Genomic DNA, 21261 nt, shown 5'->3' with positions numbered 1-21261 from the left:
GCAAGCCCCCTCGCCACAAAAGCCCTCATTCACAATTTTCTGATCGACTGACAGCGAACTCATGGCCTCTTATCCTTTATCCAAACAAATGTCGGCATTCGTCGAGAAAACCGTCAGCTTCAACAGCACCGACAGCAGTCTCGACGGGTTGCGTCAGGCCTACAGCGAGATGTGCCGGGCGTTCACCCCGCCGCGTCCCTCCGGGCTGTATGTGGTCGATTTCGAATTGGCCGGGGTGCCAGTGCGGTCCTATCAGCCACCGGATTCACCTCCGACCGGCGGTGCGCCGTGCATTGTGTATTTACACGGCGGCGGGTGGGTGGTGGGGGATCTGGATTCCCACGACTTCATCTGCGCCGAACTGGCGTCGACACTCGGCGTGCTGGTGATCGCGGTCGATTATCGATTGGCGCCGGAACAGCCGTTTCCGGCGGCGTTCAATGATTGCCTGGGGGTTTGGCGCGCGCTGCGAACCGGACCTTTTCGGCTTGATCCCGGGCGCACGCTGGTGGCGGGGGACAGCGCCGGTGGCAATCTCGCAGCCGCGCTTTGTCTGGCGTTGCGGGATGCGGGCGAGCCATTGCCGGCGGCGCAGGTGTTGATCTATCCGGGGCTGGGCGGCGATCACCCATTGCCGTCGCGCAGCGAATGCATCGACGCGCCGTTGCTCGCCAGCAGCGATGTGGATTGTTATCACGCCCTGTACTTGCGCGGCACCCGACAGCCGGGCGCCTATGCCATGCCGTTGCTCGCCGGACACTTCGGCGGGCTGCCGCCGGCATTGATCGCCGTGGCGCAATTCGACCCGCTGCGCGATGACGGCGTGCTCTACGCCGAGCACCTGCAGGCCGCCGGTGTGCCCACCACGCTTTATTACGGTGAGGGGCTGGTTCACGGCTGTTTGCGAGCCCGGGGCCAGGTCGCCGAGGTCGACTTGCTCTATGAAACGCTGCTCGGGTATTTGGCTGACAGGCTGTGACGCTGCAAGGGGCATGCTCATTGGCGTAATTCGGGTTTATGATGCCGGACGGCAGAATAATAGAAGTCCCCCCAGGGATGACCTCGACCCCTTACGGAGCGCGCAATGCAGACTTTGTACCCGCAGATCAAACCCCACGCCCGGCACGATCTGGCCGTCGATGAAACTCACACCCTGTACGTCGACGAAAGCGGTTCACCGGAAGGTTTGCCGGTGGTGTTCATCCACGGCGGCCCCGGCGCCGGGTGCGATGCCCAGAGCCGCCGGTACTTCGATCCGAACCTTTACCGCATCGTAACGTTCGACCAGCGCGGTTGCGGTCGTTCCACGCCCCACGCCAGTCTTGAAAACAACACCACTTGGGATCTGGTCGCCGACCTTGAGCGAATTCGCAAACACCTGGGCATCGACAAATGGGTACTGTTCGGCGGCTCCTGGGGGTCGACCCTGGCGCTGGCCTACGCGCAAACCCACCCGGAGCGTGTACACGGCCTGATTCTGCGCGGGATTTTTCTCTGCCGTCCGCAGGAAATCGAGTGGTTCTACCAGTGTGGCGCCAGCCGTCTGTTCCCCGATTACTGGCAGGACTACGTCGCGCCCATTCCATTGGATGAGCGCGGCGACTTGCTCAGCGCTTTCCACAAGCGCCTGACCGGCAACGATCAGATCGCCCAGATGCATGCGGCCAAGGCCTGGTCCACCTGGGAAGGCCGGACCGCGACCTTGCGTCCGAACCCGCTGGTGGTCGATCGCTTCTCCGAGCCACAGCGCGCGTTGTCCATCGCACGCATCGAATGCCACTACTTCACCAACAATGCCTTCCTTGAGCCGAACCAGCTGATTCGCGATATGGGCAAGATCGCCCATTTGCCAGGCGTGATCGTCCACGGTCGTTATGACGTGATCTGCCCGCTGGACAATGCCTGGGAACTGCATCAAGCCTGGCCGAACAGCGAACTCCAGGTGATCCGCGACGCGGGCCACGCCGCGTCCGAGCCGGGTATCACCGATGCGCTGGTGCGTGCCGCCGGGCAGATGGCTCGCCGCTTGCTCGACCTGCCGCCCGAAGAAGCATGAAGGGCCTGCTGCAACGCGTTCGTGGCGCGCGAGTCGAGGTAGCGGGGGAGGTGGTGGGGGCGGTGGATCAGGGTTTGTTGGTGCTGGTGGCGGTCGAACCCGAGGATACTCGGGCCAGCGCCGACAAACTTCTGCATAAACTGCTTAACTATCGAGTATTCAGTGATGCCGAGGGCAAGATGAATCTGTCCTTGGCGGATGTAAGCGGTGGGTTGCTGCTGGTCTCGCAGTTCACCCTGGCCGCTGACACCAAGAGCGGGTTGCGCCCGAGTTTTTCGACCGCTGCCCCTCCGGCCCTGGGCGAGGAGCTTTTCGACTATTTATTAAGCAAAGCGAAACAGGTGCATGGCACTGTGGCATCAGGTAGATTCGGCGCGGATATGCAGGTGCACCTGGTCAATGATGGCCCGGTCACCTTCCTGTTACAGACGTGAAAGCGTTTGAAACATGTTTTTCAGGGCTTTTCGACTGAAAACAGGGGGTTTTCGCGATAAATACTTTGTTACCCCTGATGCGTTGTAACGCGGCCTACTAGATAATCGCGCGCTACGGGGATCAGCGTTCGTTGGTCCATTTTGACTTAGGTAGAGACTTGTCCGGGACCTGTTGGGGAATCATTTAGCCCCATAGGAGTCGGAACAATGCTCGCCAACCTGGCATATAGATAGCTGGCCGTTGGTTTTTTGATCTGTTTTCGGCGAGGGTTGCTCGTGATTGTTAGTCCCTGTAATGCACCAAAATTGACTGCCAAACGGTTCCGAAGCGCTCTGGTAGCGGGCTCTGCACTGCTCTGCCTGCTCAGCGCCGGCCAGATTTGGGCATTCAATCTGGATGACGTATCGGTCAAGGCGAAAGAGCTGGCCGGACAAAAATACGAAGCCCCGCGCAGTAACCTGCCGAACGAATTCCGCGAAATGAAATTCGCGGACTATCAAAAAATTCGTTTCCGCACTGAAAAAGCCGAGTGGGCCGATCAGAAAACCCCGTTCAAGCTTTCGTTCTATCACCAGGGCATGCACTTCGATACGCCGGTGAAAATCAACGAAATCACGGCGAACACCGTCGAAGAGATCAAATACGACCCTAGTCGTTTCGATTTCGGCGATGTCCAGTTCGATCCTAAAGCCACCGAGCAACTGGGTTATGCCGGTTTCCGCGTGCTTTACCCGATCAACAAGGCCGACAAGCAAGACGAAATCATGACCATGCTCGGCGCGAGCTACTTCCGCGTTGTCGGCAAGGGTCACACCTATGGCTTGTCCGCTCGCGGCATGGCCATCGATACCGCATTGCCGTCCGGCGAAGAATTCCCGCGCTTCACCGAATTCTGGATTCAACAGCCAAAACCGGGTGACAAGCACCTGGTGATCTTCGCGCTGCTGGATTCACCACGCGCTACCGGTGCCTATCGCCTGACCGTGCGTCCGGGCAGCGACACCATTGTTGACGTCAAGGCGCAGATGTTCCTGCGTGACAAGGTCACCAAGCTAGGCGTTGCACCGCTGACCAGCATGTTCCTGTTCGGCGCCAACCAGCCGTCGAAAGTACTGAACTACCGTCGTGAACTGCATGACTCCAGCGGTCTGTCGATCCATGCCGGCAACGGCGAGTGGATCTGGCGTCCACTGAACAATCCGAAACACCTGGCCGTGAGCAACTTCTCGATCGAGAACCCGCGTGGTTTCGGTTTGCTGCAACGTGGCCGCGACTTCAGCCACTACGAAGACCTCGACGACCGCTACGACAAGCGCCCAAGTGCCTGGATCGAACCAAAAGGCGATTGGGGCAAGGGCTCCGTCGATCTGGTAGAGATTCCGACTGCCGACGAAACCAACGACAATATCGTTGCCTTCTGGAGTCCGGAAAAACTGCCGGAGCCTGGCCAGCCGCTGGACGTCGCCTATCGCATGCACTGGACCATCGACGAAGCCGCTCTTCACGCACCGGACAGCGCCTGGGTCCAACAGACCCTGCGCTCCACGGGTGACGTGAAACAGTCCAACCTGATCCGTCAGCCGGATGGCAGCGTTGCCTATCTGGTGGACTTCGAAGGTCCGTCGCTGGCGGCACTGCCGGAAACTGCAGACGTTCGCAGCCAGGTCAGCGTTGGCGACAATGCCGAGCTGGTCGAGAACAGCGTGCGTTACAACCCTGAAACCAAGGGCTGGCGCCTGACCCTGCGGATGAAAATCAAGGATCCGGGCAAGCCTACCGAGATGCGTGCAGCACTGGTCGAGAACATCGTACCGGGCGACCTCTCCAAGAATTCGCTGCCAGTCTCCAATTCGTCTGTTGCCAAGGCCGACAAAGTCGCCGCCAAGCAACAAGAGAAGGCGGACAAGGAAGCCAAGGACGCCAAGCAAGCCGAAGCCAAGCAGGCTGACGCGAAGCCAGTTGCCGATACCAAGGACAAGGACAAGGACAACAAAGACGCCAAGCAGCCTGTTGCTGCGGACGCGGCCCCAGCCACACCGGAATCGGCCTCGACTGAAGAAGTCCTGACCGAGACCTGGAGCTACCAGTTGCCTGCCGATGAGTAATTCTCAAGTACAGCCAGAGACTCTTGCCGAGTATCTGGCGCATCTACCGATGACCGACCAGCAGCGCGCGGAACTCGCGGGCTGCCAGTCCTTCAGCGAATTGCACCGGCGTCTGTCGTCATCGACGTTCGACGCACCGGTCGAGGCTGCGCAAGCCTCGGTAGGCCGTCGCTTGACCCTGAATTCTGCTGAAGAGCTGGAAGAAGCGGAAATGCTGGCGGTCGACGCCAGTGGTCGGGTTTGCCTCAAGGCCACCCCGCCGATCCGCCGGACCAAAGTCGTGCCGGAGCCTTGGCGCACCAACATTCTGGTGCGTGGCTGGCGGCGTCTGACCGGTCGCACCAATCCACCGGCCCCGCCGAAAGACGAGAACGTGCTGCCGGCGGCCCGCTGGCGCACCGTCGGTTCGATCCGGCGTTACATTTTGCTGGTCCTGATGCTGGGTCAAACCATCGTCGCCGGCTGGTACATGAAAGGCATCATGCCGTACCAGGGCTGGTCGTTCGTCGACCTGAACGAAGTTCTGCATCAACCGATCCTGCAAACCGTCACGCAAGTGCTGCCGTATGCGCTGCAAACCAGCATCCTGATTCTGTTCGGGATTCTGTTCTGCTGGGTCTCGGCCGGTTTCTGGACCGCGCTGATGGGCTTCCTCGAACTGCTCACCGGCCACGATAAATACCGCATCTCCGGTAAAAGTGCCGGCAACGAGCCGATCGCCAAGGACGCACGCACCGCACTGGTGATGCCGATCTGCAACGAAGACGTGCCGCGCGTGTTTGCCGGATTGCGCGCGACCTTCGAGTCGGTGGCGGCCACGGGTGACCTGGATCGTTTCGACTTCTTCGTCCTCAGCGACAGTAACGACGCGGACATCTGCGTGGCCGAGCAACAGGCCTGGCTGGATGTCTGCCGTGAAGCCAAGGGCTTCGGCAAGATTTTCTATCGCCGTCGTCGTCGTCGTGTGAAACGTAAAAGCGGCAACCTCGACGACTTCTGCCGTCGCTGGGGCGGTGACTACAAGTACATGGTCGTGCTCGACGCAGACTCCGTGATGAGCGGTGACTGCCTGACCAGTCTGGTGCGCTTGATGGAAGCTACGCCGGACGCCGGGATCATCCAGACCGCGCCGCGTGCGTCGGGCATGGACACCCTTTATGCGCGTATGCAGCAGTTTGCGACCCGCGTGTACGGTCCGCTGTTCACCGCCGGCCTGCACTTCTGGCAGTTGGGCGAATCCCACTACTGGGGCCACAACGCGATCATCCGCATGAAGCCGTTCATCGAGCACTGCGCCCTGGCGCCGTTGCCCGGTAAAGGCGCGTTTGCCGGTGCAATTCTGTCCCACGACTTCGTTGAAGCGGCGCTGATGCGCCGCGCCGGCTGGGGCGTGTGGATTGCCTATGACTTGCCGGGCAGCTATGAAGAATTGCCGCCGAACCTGCTGGACGAACTCAAGCGTGACCGTCGCTGGTGCCACGGCAACCTGATGAACTTCCGTCTGTTCCTGGTCAAGGGCATGCACCCTGTGCACCGCGCGGTGTTCCTGACCGGCGTGATGTCTTACCTGTCGGCGCCGTTGTGGTTCTTCTTCCTCGTGTTGTCGACGGCGCTGCTGGCGGTCAACACCCTGATGGAACCGCAGTACTTCCTTGAGCCGCGCCAACTCTATCCGCTGTGGCCGCAATGGCACCCGGACAAGGCGATTGCGCTGTTCTCGACGACGATTGTGCTGCTGTTTCTGCCGAAGCTGTTGAGCATCCTCCTGATCTGGGCCAAAGGTGCGAAAGAGTTCGGTGGCAAGTTCAAGGTAACGATGTCGATGCTGCTGGAGGTACTGTTCTCCATGCTGCTGGCGCCGGTACGGATGATTTTCCACACCCGTTTCGTACTCGCCGCGTTCCTCGGCTGGGCCGCGACCTGGAACTCGCCACAACGTGACGACGACTCCACGCCATGGAGCGAAGCGGTCAAGCGCCACGGTCCGCAAACCTTGCTGGGCTTCTTCTGGGCCCTGCTGGTGGTCTGGTTGAACCCGAGCTTCCTGTGGTGGCTGGTGCCGATCGTCGGTTCGTTGATGCTGTCGATTCCGGTGTCGGTGATTTCCAGCCGCGTCGGACTGGGCCTCAAGTCTCGTGACGAGAGCCTGTTCCTGATCCCTGAGGAATACAATCCGCCACAGGCGTTGCTGGCAACCGATCAGTACACCCACGAAAACCGTTGGCATGCACTGAACGACGGCTTCACCCGCGCGGTGGTCGATCCACAGCAGAACGCCTTGGCGTGCTCGCTGGCGACCTCGCGTCACGGTCAGGCCGAGCCGGTCGAATGGTTGCGGATCGAGCGGGTGCGTCATGCATTGAAAGTCGGGCCTGAAGGCCTGAACAACAATGAACGTGTGCAACTGCTGAGCGATCCGGTGGCATTGGCTCGCTTACACGAGCAGATCTGGAATGAAAGCCACCCCGAGTGGCTGGCGGCCTGGCGCAAATCGGTGAAAGCCGATCCGCATGCACCGCTGCTACCGCTTAAACCGCTGAGTGCGCAGCCTCAGTTGGCGTAACAAACAGCCCCGCTAACCAGCGGGGCTTTTTTTTGCGCTGATGATCGTTCCCACGCTCTGCGTGGGAACGCCGCCCGGGACGCTCTGCGTCCCTTTTCAAGCGTGACGCAGAGCGTCACAGGATGCATTCCCACGCAGAGCGTGGGAGCGATCAGCGTTAGAGCAACAATTCCTGCTTAAACCCTTGTGCAAACAAACGAGTGCGTTAGCATCCGTCCCCGAATTGGTGCGCCCGGACAATTTTCTGTTCGTATCGGCCGGTTTCCTGACGGGAATCCGCCGTTTGCGCGTCTCACAACGCAATGGTTTTGGGGACTTGATGATGAAGAAGTATCTGTCGATGCTGCTGGTCGGCGTCACGGCATGGGTTGCAGTCAGCGCGGCGCAGGCCGGTGCCATCGACGACGCGGTCAAGCGCGGCACGCTGAAAGTCGGCATGGACCCGACGTACATGCCGTTCGAAATGACTAACAAGCGCGGCGAGATCATCGGTTTCGAAGTCGACATCCTCAAAGCCATGACCAAGGCGATGGGCGTCAAACTGGAGCTGGTGTCCACCGGCTACGACGGGATCATTCCGGCCCTGCTCACCGACAAGTTCGACATGATCGGCAGCGGCATGACCCTGACCCAGGAGCGCAACCTGCGCCTGAACTTCAGCGAACCGTTCATCGTGGTCGGCCAGACCCTGCTGATCCGCAAAGAGCTGGAAGGCACCATCAAGTCCTACAAAGACCTGAACACCGCCGACTACCGCATCACGTCCAAGCTCGGCACTACCGGTGAGATGGTCGCCAAGAAGCTGATCTCCAAGGCCAAGTACCACGGCTACGACAACGAACAGGAAGCCGTGCTCGACGTGGTCAACGGCAAGGCCGACGCCTTCATCTACGACGCGCCGTATAACGTCGTGGCCGTGAACAAGGTCGGCGCCGGCAAACTGGTGTTCCTCGACAAGCCATTCACCTACGAGCCGCTGGCCTTCGGCCTGAAGAAGGGTGATTACGACAGCATCAACTTCATCAACAACTTCCTGCACCAGATCCACGAAGACGGCACCTACGATCGCATCCATGACAAGTGGTTCAAGGACACTGCCTGGCAGAAGGACATGGAGTAACTCGGTCAGATAAACCGAGTCGCTCCATTCGCGGGCAAGCCCGCGAAGGCGGCCTCCCTGGCGACACAGAATTCGGAATGTTCAGAGCAAATGAAACAGAAAAAAGCCCAATGGCCGTGGCACGTATTAACCGTGCTGCTGCTGATCGGCCTGGCCGGCGCGTTGTATTACGCCACCTCGCTGATGTCCTACGAATGGCGCTGGAACCGCGTACCGCAATACTTCGCCTACCACGCCGAAGAATCCCAGCGCGCCGCCGACACCTCCACCGTCAGTGAACTGGTGCGCAAGGGCGATAAAGCCGAGGTCACCCTGCGCAATGACGCAGGCGACGAGCAACGTGTTACCGTCGACGACAACAGCCTGCAAGTCGCCCAAGGCGATGACGTGGCGGAAGGCGACGTGATCGGCGTGACTCGCCATTGGGCTGCCGGACCGCTGATGTGGGGTCTTTGGACCACCTTGTGGTTGTCCGTGGTGTCTGGGGTGCTCGGGCTGCTGATCGGCCTCGCCACGGGCTTGTGTCGCCTCTCGAACAACCCGACTTTGCGCGATCTCTCGACCATCTATGTCGAACTGGTGCGCGGTACGCCGCTGCTGGTGCAGATTTTCATTTTCTACTTCTTCATCGGAACGGTGATGAACCTGTCCCGGGAGTTCGCCGGGATCGCTGCGCTGTCGCTGTTCACCGGCGCCTATGTGGCTGAGATCATCCGCTCCGGCGTGCAGTCGATCGCCCGTGGCCAGAACGAAGCCGCGCGCTCGCTGGGCTTGAGCGCGGGCCAGTCGATGCGCCATGTGGTGCTGCCGCAAGCCTTGAAGCGGGTGCTACCGCCGCTGGCCGGGCAGTTCATCAGTCTGGTCAAGGACACTTCGCTGGTGTCGGTGATCGCGATTACCGAGCTGCTGAAAAGCGGCCGCGAAGTCATCACCACCTCGTTTTCGCCGTTCGAAATCCTGTTCTGCGTGGCCGGGTTGTACCTGTTGATCAACCTGCCGCTGTCGAAAATCGCCAGCCGGCTTGAGCGGAGGCTCGCGCAAAGTGATTGAAGTCCGCGATCTGGTAAAAGTCTTCGACACCCGTGGCCAGGTGGTTCGCGCGGTGGATAACGTCACGACGCACGTGTCCAAGGGCGAAGTGCTGGTAGTGATCGGCCCGTCCGGTTCCGGCAAGTCCACTTTCCTGCGTTGCCTCAACGGCCTGGAAGAGTTCGATTCGGGCTCGGTGAGCATCGACGGCCTGCAACTGGCCGACCCGAAAACCGACGTGAATGCCTACCGTCGCGAAGTTGGCATGGTGTTCCAGCATTTCAACCTGTTCCCGCACATGACCGTGCTGGAAAACCTCTGCCTGGCGCAGAAAGTCGTGCGCAAGCGTGGCAAGAAGGAGCGCGAGGCCAAGGCCCTGGCGTTGTTGGAGAAGGTCGGCATTGCGCAGAAGGCCAACGAGTTTCCATCGCGCCTGTCCGGCGGTCAGCAACAGCGCGTGGCGATTGCCCGGGCATTGGCCATGGAACCCAAGGTCATGCTGTTCGATGAGCCGACGTCGGCACTTGATCCGGAAATGGTCGGCGAAGTGCTGGACGTGATGAAAACCCTGGCCGTGGAAGGCATGACCATGGTCTGCGTCACCCACGAAATGGGCTTTGCCAGGGAAGTGGCGGATCGGGTGCTGTTCTTCGATCACGGCAAATTGCTGGAAGATGCCTCGCCGGCGGAATTCTTCGATGCGCCGAAGGATCCGCGGGCTCAGGCGTTCTTGCGGCAGGTTCTCTGACTTCAGCGCCTGACGAACCGCCATCGCGGGCAAGCCCGCTCCCACAGTGTTTTTCGGTGTACATGCTATTTGCGTTACACCGCTGATCCCTGTGGGAGCGGGCTTGCCCGCGATGGCATCACCTCGGTCCCAAGCGGACCGAGGCATGCAAATCACCTCAAACCTTGAACCGCCCCACCAGCATCTGCAGATGCGTCCCCAACCGCGCCAGCTCAACGCTGGAGGCCGCGGTCTCTTCACTGGCTGCCGAGGTCTGCTCGGACACGTCGCGCACGTTCAGCACGCTCCGGTTGATCTCCTCGGCCACTGCGGTTTGCTGCTCGGCCGCCGCAGCGATCTGCTGGTTCATCGACTGAATCGCCGACACGGTGCGGGTGATGCTTTCCAGTGAGCTACCGGCGCGGCGGGTCAGTTCGACGCTGCTGTCGGTCAGGCTGCGGCTGTTGTCCATGATGGTTGCCACTTGCTGGGTGCCGGTTTGCAGGCCGACGATCAGCTCTTCGATTTCCTCGGTGGACTTCTGGGTGCGCTGGGCCAGGCTGCGGACTTCATCGGCGACCACCGCAAAACCGCGTCCGGCTTCACCGGCACGTGCGGCCTCGATGGCGGCGTTGAGCGCCAGCAGGTTCGTTTGCTGGGCCACGGATTTGATCACATCGAGTACGCTGCCGATCTTGTCGCTCTCGCGTTTCAGATCACCCATGGCCGCTGTGGAATTGCCGACTTCGAGGGCCAGGCGCTCAATCTGGGCGATGGCTTCGCCAACCACTTTGTCGCCTTCGCGGGCCTGCTGATCGGCGGCGACGGCGGCTTCGGAGGCTTCTTCGGCGTTGCGCGCGACTTCCTGCACGGTGGCGGTCATCTCGTTCATTGCCGTGGCCACCTGATCGGTCTCGACCTTCTGGCTGTTGACCCCGGCGCTGGTCTGCTCGGTCACCGCCGACAACTCTTCGGCGGCGCTGGCGATTTGCGTAACGCCATCGCTAATGCCGCCGATCAGTTCGCGCAAGCCCAGAGTCATGCTCTGCATGGCGCGCTGGAGCTGGCCCAATTCGTCGCGACGCTCGGAAACGAGGTTTTGCGTCAGGTCGCCGGCCGCCACGCGCTCGGCGACTTTGAGGGTCTGGTTCAGCGGAATCACGATCTGGCGAGTGATCGCCCATGCCGCCAGCAAGCCAAACGCCAGGGCCAGAACAGTGGCCATCAGCAACAGGTTTTTGGCATGCGCGGCGTCAGTGTCTCGGACGATGGTTTGCGACACGGTGAGTTTTTTGCTGACGTCGAGCAGGATGTCGCCTTGCACGGCCATGCGTTTGAGCGCGGCAGCGCTGGCAACCTGAGAGTCGCGGAACTGGCTGACGGCGGCGCGATAGGCCTTGAGCGAATCGGTGGCCTGTTGCAGGTTGGCGATGTGCTGTTCCGGCAGTTTCGATGGCAGGCTTTCGAGGTTCTTCAGGGCGTTGTCGATGGCGTCCAGCGCAGGCTGCTCGGCCTCGGTCTTGCCGCTGTAGGTGTAGCCGCGAACCTGGAAGCGGGCCTGCTGAATCAGCTTGCTCAAGTCGATCACGCTGTTGAAGTCGGCGACGCTGTCGCCTTGCAGCATGGATTTTTCGACTTCGGCGACACGGGCCACTGCGTTGTCAGCAGTCGCGCCCAGTTTGCTGCGGGCGTCTTCGCGGTTGGCACCGGCCTGAGTCATGGCGGTGAAGGCTTGCTTGTACTCACTGGCGGCGGCCAGTTGCTGGTCGATCATGGCCACGTCGGTCGGTTGTTCGATCAATTTACGGGCGGTTTGCAAACCGGCGTCGAGTTTGCTCAGCAGGTCGTTGACGGCGGCCGGACCTTGTTCGCCGCGGCGCATGTCGTAATCCATGCGGGCCAGGCGCAGGTCTTTGGTCAAGTCATTGAGGCTGGCGATGAAGCCGAGCTTGTCACCTCGGCTCATCACGCCCGTCAGGCCGGTCCAGCCGGTGAAGGTGATCAGCAACGTGAGCAGCAGCACCAAGCCGAAGCCGATCCCCAGTTTGCGATTGACGCTTACATTTCCCAGATTCTCGGCTAGCCAACGGTACATGCTGCTACTCCCTCGGACCACTCATTGGTTTTATGGGGGCTATATCGGCAGGTAGCCGGGAATCTGAAGGCGCAGCGCGGTATTCGGGTCGAGTAAATCCTGTGGCGAGGGGGCTTGCCCCCGTTCGGCTGCGAAGCAGTCGCAAATCAGGCAGATACGGTTTTGCAGGAAAAAAGCGGTGGCCGCTGCGCGCCCAAACGGGGGCAAGCCCCCTCGCCACAGGGGACCGTGAATGACCTTAGAAGAGCCGGGCGAGCAGGGCGGTGACGGCGGTTTCGACGCGCAGGATGCGCTCGCCGAGTTGTACCGGTTGCAGGCCGGACTTGGCCAGCAGGTCGATTTCGTAAGGAATCCAGCCGCCTTCGGGGCCGATGGCCAGGGTCACCGGTTCGTCCAGGCCACGGGGGCAGGGCGGGTAATTGCCCGGGTGACCCACCAGGCCGAGGGTGCCTTGGGAAATGGCCGGCAGCCGATCTTCGACAAACGGCTTGAAGCGTTTCTCGATGACGATTTCCGGCAACACGCTGTCTCGCGCCTGTTCCAGGCCAAGGATCAGTTGCTCACGAATCGCCTCTGGCTCCAGAAACGGCGTTTGCCAGAAGCTCTTCTCGACGCGATAGCTGTTCACCAGGATGATTCGTGGCACACCCATGGCGGCCACGGTCTGAAACACCCTGCGCAGCATTTTCGGCCGTGGCAGGGCCAGCACCAGTGTCAGTGGCAGCTTGGCCGGTGGCGGCTGGTCAAGGGTGACGCGCAGTTCGGCTTCATCGGTGTCCAGGCGCAGCACTTCGGCCGCACCCATCAGGCCGCCGATACGCCCGACGCGCATGCTGTCACCGACTTCGCAACGATGAACTTCCTGCATGTGCGTCAACCGGCGATCACGCAGGATCACCCGGTCGGCCGCAATGAAATCGGCCTCTTCGAGGAGCAGCAGGTTCACGGCTGGGTCGCTGGCGGCTGGTCGTTGTGATCGTCGGCCGGCTGGTCGTCCGGATGCTCGCCGCGCTTGCTGATCAGGCCGCCGAACAGGATGCCGATCTCGAACAGCAGCCACATCGGTATAGCCAACAGCGTCTGCGAGAAGATGTCCGGTGGTGTCAGGATCATGCCGACCACGAAGCAGCCGATGATCACGTAGGGGCGGATTTTCTTCAGGTATTTGACATCGACCACGCCGATCCACACCAGCAGCACCACGGCCACGGGGATCTCGAACGCCACGCCGAAGGCAAAGAACAGGGTCATGACGAAGTCGAGGTAGCTGCTGATGTCGGTCATCATTTCCACACCGGCCGGGGTGGCGGCGGCGAAGAATTTGAAGATCAGCGGGAACACCAGGTAATAGGCGAACGCCATGCCGGCGTAGAACAGCATGATGCTGGACACCAGCAACGGCACGGCGATGCGCTTCTCATGCTTGTACAGGCCCGGCGCGATGAAGCCCCAGATCTGATGCAGGATCACCGGGATCGCCAGGAACAGCGAAACCATCATGGTCAGCTTCAGCGGCGTCAGGAATGGCGATGACACATCGGTGGCAATCATCGTCGCGCCCACCGGCAGGTACTGGCGCAACGGCGTGGAGACGAAGGTGTAGATCTGCTGGGTGAAGGCGAACAGCCCGGCGAAGATGATGAAGGTCGCCGCTACGCAACGCAGCAGGCGGGTACGCAACTCGGTGAGGTGCGAAACCAGCGGCATGTGCTGGTCGTTTTCAGGAAGATCGCTCATGGGGCTCGCGGCGGCAGTGTTGGGTCATGAGGGGCCGGCGCAACAGGCGCAGCCGCAGGCGTGGCAGGTTCAACCGATGGCGTTGCAACAACGGGCGCAGGTTCTACAGCCGCGACAACAGTTGCTGGCTCGGCGGCGGGCGCATGAATCGTCTGCTCCGCCACCGGTGCAACCGGCTGAACCGGTGTGGCTTCTTGCTGAGTCGGCGTGAAAATCTTCCGCGCCTCCTGCTCCAGCGACAGAATGTGCTCGTTGTGCAGTTGCCGACGAATCTCGTCGGCACCGATTTCACGTTCAACTTCCTGTTTGATCGCGTTGAAGCTGCGCTTCAGACGGCCGACCCACAGGCCGGCGGTGCGCGCAGCGCCCGGCAGACGCTCGGGACCCAGCACCAGCAGGGCGACGAGGCCGACGAGCAGCAGTTCAGAGAAGCTGATACCAAACATTAGTCAGTGCTCACACGTCTTTGCGGATCGGCTCTTCGACTTTTTGCGCCTGCACGTCGATGGTGTGCGGCTGGTTCACGGACTGAGTGGTCTGTGGCTGAACCGGTGGAACCGGTTGGGCCGGGGTCGCCGTCGGGTCAACCGGCTTGTCTTCATCGTTCATGGCTTTTTTGAAGCCCTTGATCGACTCGCCCACGTCAGTGCCGAGGTTTTTCAGTTTCTTGGTGCCGAACACCAGCACGACAACAACCAGGATGACGATCCAGTGTTTCCAGTCAAAAATGCCCATGTTGCTGCTCCTCTCTAATAGTTGTTCAGGCGGACGGGCGCGAGGCTTTCTCGGCGTGTCCGGACAGACCGAAACGACGGTCCAGTTCATCGAGTACAGCCTGTGGATGCTGCCCCAGTTGGGCGAGCATGACCATGCTGTGGAACCACAAATCGGCGGTCTCGTAGATCACATCGCTGCAGTCACCGCTGATGGCGGCATCCTTGGCGGCAATGATGGTTTCGACCGACTCTTCGCCGACTTTTTCCAGAATCTTGTTCAGGCCCTTGTGATACAGGCTGGCGACATACGAGCTATCGGCGGCGGCGCCTTTGCGCTCTTCCAGTACCTCGGCCAGACGGGTCAGAGTGTCACTCATGGGTGTGTCCTGCGGAATAGATGGCGTGCGGGTCTTTCAGGATCGGGTCGACGGTTTTCCAGTCGCCGTTCTCGAAGACGCGGTAGAAGCAGCTCTGGCGGCCGGTATGGCAGGCGATGTCGCCGATCTGCTCGACCATCAGGATGATCACGTCGGCGTCACAGTCCAGGCGCATCTCATGCAGGGTTTGCACGTGGCCGGACTCTTCGCCCTTGCGCCACAGCTTGCCACGGGAACGTGACCAGTAAATGGCACGGTTTTCGGCAGCGCTCAGTTCCAGTGATTCGCGGTTCATCCAGGCCATCATCAGGACGCGCCCGGTCTTGTGATCCTGGGCAATCGCCGGCACCAGGCCGTCTGCGTCCCACTTGATCTCGTCCAGCCAGTTTTTCATCTTCGACTCCGACAGCGGGTTCCACACTTCATGAGCAGAACCCAAGCGTTCAAACAGTGTGCCAGCGTGCGAAGGCGCTGGCTATCGGCGAACGACCAGATACAAACCGACCGCCATCATGATTCCAGCCGGCCAGTGACCCAGTTCGTTCAACGGCCCACCCGCCGCGAGTACGGCACCGCCAGCCAGGTGCGCAGTGCCGAGCAGTCGCAGGAGCCAGTCGTCCCGGCGCCGGTGCCACGGTGGTGGCGGGTCATAGGCGTGGGGCTGGGACATGCGTTCGAGCAGGTCGCGGGCCATGTTGGCCAAATGCGGGAGCTGTTCGAACTGGCTCTGCACGTTGCCGATCAAGGCTTTGGGGCTGACGCGCTCACGCATCCAGCGTTCGAGGAACGGCTGCGCGGTGTTCCACAAATCGAGGTCCGGGTACAACTGACGGCCGAGGCCTTCGATGTTCAGCAAGGTTTTTTGCAGCAACACGAGTTGCGGCTGCACTTCCATGTTGAAGCGTCGAGCGGTCTGGAACAGGCGCATCAGCACCTGACCGAAGGAAATATCCTTTAACGGTTTTTCGAAAATCGGCTCGCACACGGTGCGGATCGCCGCCTCGAATTCGTTGAGTTTGGTTTCCGCCGGTACCCAGCCCGAATCGATGTGCAATTGCGCCACCCGCCGGTAATCGCGCTTGAAGAACGCGAACAGGTTACGCGCCAGGTAATCCTGGTCTTCCGGGGTCAGGCTGCCGACGATGCCGCAGTCGATCGCAATATACTGCGGACTCCACGGGTTCACGGTGCTGACGAAGATGTTGCCGGGGTGCATGTCGGCGTGAAAAAAGCTGTCGCGGAACACCTGGGTGAAGAAGATTTCCACACCGCGTTCGGCGAGCATTTTCATGTCGGTGCGCTGGTCGGCCAGGGTCGCCAGATCGGTCACCTGAATCCCGTAGATGCGCTCCATCACCAGCACTTTTGGTCGGCACCAGTCCCAATAGACTTGCGGCACATACAGCAGCGGCGAGCCGTCAAAGTTGCGCTTCAACTGGCTGGCATTGGCCGCCTCGCGCAGCAGGTCGAGTTCGTCGTAGATGGTTTTTTCGTAGTCCAGAACCACATCCACCGGGTGCAGCAGGCGTGCGTCGGCCGAGAGCTTTTCGGCGGCGCGGGCGAGGATGAACAGCCATGCCAGGTCCTGGGCGATGATCGGTTTCAGGCCCGGGCGGATCACCTTGACCACCACTTCTTCGCCGGTCTTCAGTTGCGCGGCATGCACCTGCGCCACCGAGGCCGAGGCCAGCGGTTCGACGTCGAAACGGCTGAACACTTCACTGATTTTCTTGCCGAGCTGCTCTTCGATCAGATTGACCGACACTTGCGAGTCGAACGGCGGCACGCGGTCCTGCAGCTTCATCAGCTCATCGGCAATGTCTTCGGGCAGCAGGTCGCGGCGTGTTGAAAGGATCTGCCCGAACTTGATGAAAATCGGCCCAAGGTCCTGCAACGCCAGGCGCAATCGTGCACCACGGCTGAGGTCCAGCGTCTTGCGCGGGAACCAGCGCCACGGCAACGCATAGCGCAGCGCCAGGAGGAACCAGGGCAATGGGAGGGCGAACAGCAGGTCATCGAGGCGGTAGCGAATCACAACGCGCTGGATGCGCAACAGACGGCGGACGGCAAGCAGCTTCATGCGTTATCGCTTGGGTCGAGGGATCGGGAAAGGCGCTCGAAACGCGCCTCGAGACGTTCCAGATCGAGTTTGATCTGGTCCAGTTCACTGAAACGGGCTTCGGCTTCGCGCTGACCGACGAGGGTGCGCGATTCTTCGGCCAGGTATTCGCCCAGATTCTGATTCAGGCTGGCGAACCCTTGCTGATAAAAGCGTGCGCGGCTGCGTAGGTGGCCGCCGAGCAGTTGCGTGGCGACAGGTCCCAGCCAGCGCGAGAGTTCGTACTCCCAGTCCAGCTCAAGGTCCTGAAGGATCGCCGCCAGTTCCAGCAGCACGCCGCTGTCACCATCGAGCTCGACTTCAGGGCCATGCAGGACCGAGGTCTTGTCCTTGCTCATCGCCAGTTTCAACAGGCTTGAAGCCGGTGCACGCAACGTGCAGTCAGCACCGGTTTCCCAGTGGGAGGCGAGCATCAAGCCTTCGTCACTGGGCAGGATGAACAGTTGCAGCGCCGGGCTGCGGCAGTCGACGGCAATCACCCTGCCGCTCAAATGCGCCAGCCGCGGCAGCGCCGTGCTGTCGAGACGCAGCACCCGGTTCAGACCGAGTTCAACGCTGGCGAGCAGGCCGGCCAGCAACATCAGGGTTTGATGCCGCGGTGCAGGGCGACGATGCCTGCGGTCATGTTGTGGTAGGTCACGCGGTCGAAACCGGCCTCGACCATCATCGACTTCAGGGTTTCCTGATTCGGGTGCATGCGGATCGATTCGGCCAGGTAGCGATAGCTTTCCGAGTCGTTGGTGATCAGCTTGCCCATCAGCGGCATGAAGGCGAACGAGTAGGCGTCGTAGGCTTTGGACATCAGCGCATTGGTCGGCTTGGAGAACTCCAGCACCAACAAACGGCCGCCTGGCTTCAGCACGCGCAGCATCGAGCGCAGGGCGTCTTCTTTGTGCGTGACATTGCGCAGGCCGAAAGCGATGGTCACGCAGTCGAAATGGTTGTCCGGGAACGGCAGCTTTTCAGCGTCGGCCTGAACGAACTCGACATTGCCGGCTACACCCAGATCCAGCAGGCGGTCACGACCGACCTTGAGCATGGATTCGTTGATGTCGGCCAGCACCACCTGGCCGGTCGGGCCAACGAGGTGCGAGAATTTTTTGGTCAGGTCGCCTGTGCCGCCGGCGATGTCCAGCACGCGGTTACCGGTGCGAACACCCGATAGCTCGATCGCAAAACGCTTCCACAGACGGTGCATGCCGCCCGACAGGAGGTCGTTCATCAAGTCGTACTTGGCGGCCACCGAGTGAAAAACCTCAGCGACTTTTTCCGCTTTCTGGCTTTCCGGAACGTTTTTGAAGCCGAAGTGAGTGGTGGGTTCGGCATCGCTGCCTTTGCGCTGATCAGTCATATCGCTGTCACCAAAAGAGAATGCGGGACATTCTAATCCCGGTGGCCTGCTTTGTCTTGGCAAGGCTGAAGGTAAGATAGGCAACCACCGGGACGTTTTGCCGCAGTAGCGGTCAAGATGCTTCAGGAAAGCATTCATAAAGCAGGAGTCATTTGATGGCCCGTATTAGTGTTGAACGTGCCCACGGCCTGGGCAAGGAAGCGGCCCGCGAGAAGGCCGACCAGTTGGCGCAGAAACTGTCCGATCAATATGGCCTGGAGCCGCAGTGGTCCGGCGACACCCTGAACCTCAAACGCTCAGGCGTTAAAGGCGTGGTGCATGTGAGCGAGGATTCGATCAAGGTTGATGTCGAACTGGGTCTGATGATGTCGGCCATGAGCGGCATGATCAAAGCGGAAATAGAAAAGGCCCTCGATAAAGCGTTGGTCTGATTCCGGATTGAGATCCCTTCCCCTGTAGGAGTGAGCCTGCTCGCGATAGCGGTCTGTCAGTCAACATTGATTTCGACTGATAGACCGCTATCGCGAGCAGGCTCACTCCTACATTTGTTTTGTGTGAAGCCAAAGGTTTATGTCAGTTGTTAGGGTGCCGTTTCTAATTTTTCTCCCTACTTTGTGCCTGAGCCCGACACTTTCGCGGGCAGTTCCTCAAACCTTCTGCGCGTGAGGTGCACCATGGCCAAAGTTATTTTGAAGAAAAAAATCGACGCTTCGACGACTGCTCTGAGCGACGTCAAATCCTATGCCCGCAAGATCTGGCTGGCAGGCCTGGGGGCCTACACCAAGGTTGGCCAAGAGGGTAGCGAGTACTTTCAAGAGTTGGTCAAGGCTGGTCAAACTGTTGAAACCAAAGGCAAAAAAGTAGTTGCCGAGAAACTTGAAGCGGCTAACTCAGAGATCGACGAAGCCAAGAGTGAAGTGAGCACTTTCAAAGCCAAGGTCGAACTTCAACTCGACAAGGTCGAGAAGGCTTTTGACTCGCGTGTCGCAAGTGCCTTGAATCGTATCGGCATTCCGTCTAAACATGACGTTGAGACACTCTCTGCTAAGCTCGATGAGCTGACGGCATTGCTCGAACGCGTCGCGCGTAAATCTTAAGGAGAACGGGATGGCTGGTAAAAAGAACACCGAAAAAGAAGGCAGCTCGTGGATCGGGAAAGTCGAAGACTACTCCCGCAAAATCTGGCTGGCTGGTTTAGGCGTGTACTCGAAGATCGACACTGACGGCAGCAAGCTCTTCGATACATTGGTCAAAGACGGCGAGAAAGCCGAGAAGCTCACCAAGAGCGCTGTCGGCAAAAAAGTCGATGACGTCAAGGATTCCGCTTCGTCGGCCAAGTCGCGCATCAGCGGCGTGAAAGATCGTGCACTGGGCAAGTGGGATGAGCTGGAAGGGGCTTTTGACAAGCGCCTGAACAGCGCCATTTCGCGCCTGGGTGTACCGAGCCGCAATGAAGTAAAAGCGCTGCACAGCAAGGTCGATACCCTGACTAAGCAGATCGAGCGCCTGACCGGTGCCAAGGTCGCGCCTGTTGCGGCGAAAACCGCAGCGGCCAAACCTGCGGCAGCTAAACCAGCAACCAAAAGCGCAGCCAAGCCACTGGCCAAGGCCGCCGCTAAACCGGTCGCCAAAGCCGCGTCGAAAGTCGCGTCCGCCGCCAAGTCTGTTGCTAAAACTGCCGCCGCCAAACCTGCAGCAGCCAAGGCAGCGGTCAAATCCGCCGCCAAACCGGCAGCCAAGCCAGCGGCAAAACCTGCCGCAGCGAAGAAGCCCGCAGTGAAAAAACCGGCCGCGCCTAAAGCTGCCGCGCCAAAACCAGCAGTGGCTGCCGCCAAACCGGCAGCCCCGGCCACTTCAGCGAACTCCGCTGCAGCGCCGACCCCTGCTGTAACCCCGACTGTCGCGCCATCTCCATCGACGCCAACCAGTCAGTCCTGATTTTCAGGGCTCAAGAAAACGCCCGGCCTGCAAAGGTCGGGCGTTTTTGTTTGTGCACGGTTCCATGAACACCGCAGATCCAATGTAGGAGTGAGCCTGCTCCGGGCGGCGTTCCGACGATTACGGTGTGTCATGCAACATTGATATTGACTGACCCGACGCCATCGCGAGCAGGCTCGCTCCTACAGTGAAATGTGTTTATCCAGTCGCACTGTCACTCGTGTTCTTCGAGGTATTGCAGTGCCAACTGCTCAGTCGCGACCTTGATCGGCGGCAGCAAATGCGACGCCACCAGCATCATGATCTGATACACCACCAACCTGACTTCACCCTCGCGATCAAGAATCCGCTGATAGTCCAGCGAGAACAGCAGCGTCATGGTGATCTGCTCCACCAACTGGCCCAGCGCTTGAGTGTCACTGACTAACTGCCCTTGCGCCTTCAATCGCGCCAGCAATGAAGCCAGCGTGCGCTTCAACGCATTGAGCAGGTTGCGTATCCCCTTGGCCAGTTTCGGCAGGCGCCCGGCCAGGTTCGACAGGTCCTGGAACAGAAACCGGTAATGGGCCAGTCGCTCGACGATCAGGTGCAGGAACAGCCAGTAATCCTCCGGTGCCAGTTCCACATCGGCCGGAGGATCAAGCAGTGGCGCAAGCTCGGCCTGGAAACGCTCGAACAAGCCGAGAATCAACGGTTCCTTGCCGTGGAAGTGGTAGTAGAGGTTGCCCGGGCTGATGCCCATTTCGTTGGCAACTTCCATGGTGGAAACGTTCGGTTCACCCTTCTGATTGAACAATTGCAGGGCACATTCGAGGATCCGGTCGCGGGTTTTCATCCAGTCTTCTTAATGGTCGAGTCATGCCACGGCAGGCGTGTGCCGTGGTTCGTTGTCA

Annotated in this window: 22 protein-coding genes; 11 read left to right on the top strand and 11 right to left on the bottom strand. The window is 60.2% G+C overall.

Translation table 11 applies throughout. The features are described from left to right. Positions 1–61: 61 nt before the first annotated feature. The 8 genes from ACIQV9_RS16420 (at position 62) to ACIQV9_RS16385 (ending at position 10056) form a co-directional block, all read left to right on the top strand. Positions 62–979 (top strand): alpha/beta hydrolase, encoded by a 918-nt coding sequence (locus ACIQV9_RS16420; RefSeq protein ID WP_403103324.1) that lies wholly within the window; start codon positions 62–64, stop codon positions 977–979. A 105-nt stretch (positions 980–1084) separates the two neighbouring features. Continuing rightward, on the top strand, positions 1085–2056 hold the full coding sequence (gene pip, locus ACIQV9_RS16415; RefSeq protein WP_403103322.1) for a prolyl aminopeptidase: 972 nt from the start codon (positions 1085–1087) through the stop codon (positions 2054–2056). After that, complete coding sequence (gene dtd, locus ACIQV9_RS16410; protein ID WP_109627531.1) at positions 2053–2490, top strand: D-aminoacyl-tRNA deacylase; 438 nt, start codon at positions 2053–2055, stop codon at positions 2488–2490. The genes pip and dtd overlap by 4 nt, the downstream gene beginning before the upstream one ends. Before the next feature lie 276 nt (positions 2491–2766). Further along, positions 2767–4596, top strand: coding sequence for a glucan biosynthesis protein (locus tag ACIQV9_RS16405; protein ID WP_403103319.1), 1830 nt, complete (start codon positions 2767–2769; stop codon positions 4594–4596). Next, the gene (gene mdoH, locus ACIQV9_RS16400) at positions 4589–7159 is read left to right on the top strand and encodes a glucans biosynthesis glucosyltransferase MdoH (RefSeq protein WP_403103317.1); all 2571 of its coding nucleotides are present in this window, start codon (positions 4589–4591) and stop codon (positions 7157–7159) included. Before ACIQV9_RS16405 ends, mdoH begins: the two co-directional genes overlap by 8 nt. A gap of 322 nt (positions 7160–7481) precedes the next feature. Continuing rightward, on the top strand, positions 7482–8279 hold the full coding sequence (locus ACIQV9_RS16395) for a transporter substrate-binding domain-containing protein (RefSeq protein WP_403103315.1): 798 nt from the start codon (positions 7482–7484) through the stop codon (positions 8277–8279). Positions 8280–8369: 90 nt separating this feature from the next. Beyond that, positions 8370–9329 carry an amino acid ABC transporter permease gene (locus tag ACIQV9_RS16390; RefSeq protein ID WP_403103313.1) on the top strand — a complete coding sequence of 320 codons (960 nt, stop codon included), beginning with the start codon at positions 8370–8372 and terminating at the stop codon, positions 9327–9329. Next, a complete protein-coding gene (locus ACIQV9_RS16385) occupies positions 9322–10056 on the top strand; it encodes an amino acid ABC transporter ATP-binding protein (protein ID WP_403103311.1) in 735 nt (244 codons plus the stop codon). Before ACIQV9_RS16390 ends, ACIQV9_RS16385 begins: the two co-directional genes overlap by 8 nt. A gap of 157 nt (positions 10057–10213) precedes the next feature. Here the strand turns inward: ACIQV9_RS16385 and ACIQV9_RS16380 are convergent, their stop codons facing one another. The 10 genes from ACIQV9_RS16380 to ubiE form a co-directional block, all read right to left on the bottom strand. After that, positions 10214–12130, bottom strand: a complete 1917-nt coding sequence (locus ACIQV9_RS16380; protein ID WP_403103309.1) for a methyl-accepting chemotaxis protein — start codon at positions 12128–12130, stop codon at positions 10214–10216. Between the two features lie 238 nt (positions 12131–12368). Further along, the gene (locus tag ACIQV9_RS16375) at positions 12369–13076 is read right to left on the bottom strand and encodes a 16S rRNA (uracil(1498)-N(3))-methyltransferase (RefSeq protein WP_403103307.1); all 708 of its coding nucleotides are present in this window, start codon (positions 13074–13076) and stop codon (positions 12369–12371) included. Further along, the gene (gene tatC, locus ACIQV9_RS16370; protein ID WP_403103305.1) at positions 13073–13867 is read right to left on the bottom strand and encodes a twin-arginine translocase subunit TatC; all 795 of its coding nucleotides are present in this window, start codon (positions 13865–13867) and stop codon (positions 13073–13075) included. Before tatC ends, ACIQV9_RS16375 begins: the two co-directional genes overlap by 4 nt. Further along, positions 13864–14313, bottom strand: coding sequence for a Sec-independent protein translocase protein TatB (gene tatB, locus ACIQV9_RS16365; RefSeq protein WP_403103302.1), 450 nt, complete (start codon positions 14311–14313; stop codon positions 13864–13866). The genes tatC and tatB overlap by 4 nt, the downstream gene beginning before the upstream one ends. Positions 14314–14323: 10 nt before the next feature. Further along, a complete protein-coding gene (locus ACIQV9_RS16360; RefSeq protein ID WP_403103299.1) occupies positions 14324–14602 on the bottom strand; it encodes a twin-arginine translocase TatA/TatE family subunit in 279 nt (92 codons plus the stop codon). Between the two features lie 25 nt (positions 14603–14627). Continuing rightward, entirely contained in the window at positions 14628–14960 is a 333-nt protein-coding gene (locus ACIQV9_RS16355) for a phosphoribosyl-ATP diphosphatase (RefSeq protein ID WP_008047820.1), read from the bottom strand. Continuing rightward, positions 14953–15354, bottom strand: a complete 402-nt coding sequence (hisI, locus tag ACIQV9_RS16350) for a phosphoribosyl-AMP cyclohydrolase (protein ID WP_403103296.1) — start codon at positions 15352–15354, stop codon at positions 14953–14955. Before hisI ends, ACIQV9_RS16355 begins: the two co-directional genes overlap by 8 nt. An 81-nt stretch (positions 15355–15435) precedes the next feature. After that, a complete protein-coding gene (gene ubiB, locus ACIQV9_RS16345; protein ID WP_403103294.1) occupies positions 15436–17040 on the bottom strand; it encodes a ubiquinone biosynthesis regulatory protein kinase UbiB in 1605 nt (534 codons plus the stop codon). Next, a complete protein-coding gene (locus ACIQV9_RS16340; protein ID WP_403103292.1) occupies positions 17037–17660 on the bottom strand; it encodes an SCP2 domain-containing protein in 624 nt (207 codons plus the stop codon). Before ACIQV9_RS16340 ends, ubiB begins: the two co-directional genes overlap by 4 nt. Further along, positions 17660–18430 (bottom strand): bifunctional demethylmenaquinone methyltransferase/2-methoxy-6-polyprenyl-1,4-benzoquinol methylase UbiE, encoded by a 771-nt coding sequence (gene ubiE / locus ACIQV9_RS16335; protein WP_007948968.1) that lies wholly within the window; start codon positions 18428–18430, stop codon positions 17660–17662. Before ubiE ends, ACIQV9_RS16340 begins: the two co-directional genes overlap by 1 nt. Before the next feature lie 155 nt (positions 18431–18585). On the opposite strand from ubiE, the gene ACIQV9_RS16330 reads away from it, so the two are divergent. The 3 genes from ACIQV9_RS16330 to ACIQV9_RS16320 all read left to right on the top strand — a co-directional run bounded on the left by ACIQV9_RS16330 (position 18586) and on the right by ACIQV9_RS16320 (position 20368). After that, the gene (locus ACIQV9_RS16330) at positions 18586–18861 is read left to right on the top strand and encodes a polyhydroxyalkanoic acid system family protein (RefSeq protein WP_403103291.1); all 276 of its coding nucleotides are present in this window, start codon (positions 18586–18588) and stop codon (positions 18859–18861) included. 243 nt (positions 18862–19104) lie between these two features. Beyond that, positions 19105–19527: a phasin family protein gene (locus ACIQV9_RS16325; RefSeq protein ID WP_403103288.1), complete on the top strand. Its 423-nt coding sequence runs from the start codon at positions 19105–19107 to the stop codon at positions 19525–19527. 10 nt (positions 19528–19537) lie between these two features. Further along, positions 19538–20368 carry a phasin family protein gene (locus tag ACIQV9_RS16320; RefSeq protein ID WP_403103285.1) on the top strand — a complete coding sequence of 277 codons (831 nt, stop codon included), beginning with the start codon at positions 19538–19540 and terminating at the stop codon, positions 20366–20368. Positions 20369–20582: 214 nt separating this feature from the next. Here ACIQV9_RS16320 and ACIQV9_RS16315 read toward each other — a convergent pair whose 3' ends face one another. Beyond that, positions 20583–21203, bottom strand: a complete 621-nt coding sequence (locus tag ACIQV9_RS16315) for a TetR/AcrR family transcriptional regulator (protein ID WP_403103283.1) — start codon at positions 21201–21203, stop codon at positions 20583–20585. Positions 21204–21261 lie beyond the last annotated feature (58 nt).

Origin of the sequence: Pseudomonas sp. NPDC099000, assembly GCF_044759925.1 — a bacterium.
Lineage (GTDB): Bacteria > Pseudomonadota > Gammaproteobacteria > Pseudomonadales > Pseudomonadaceae > Aquipseudomonas.
The sequence above is the reverse complement of the archived record's forward strand: the minus strand, read 5'-3'. Positions and strand labels throughout refer to the sequence as shown.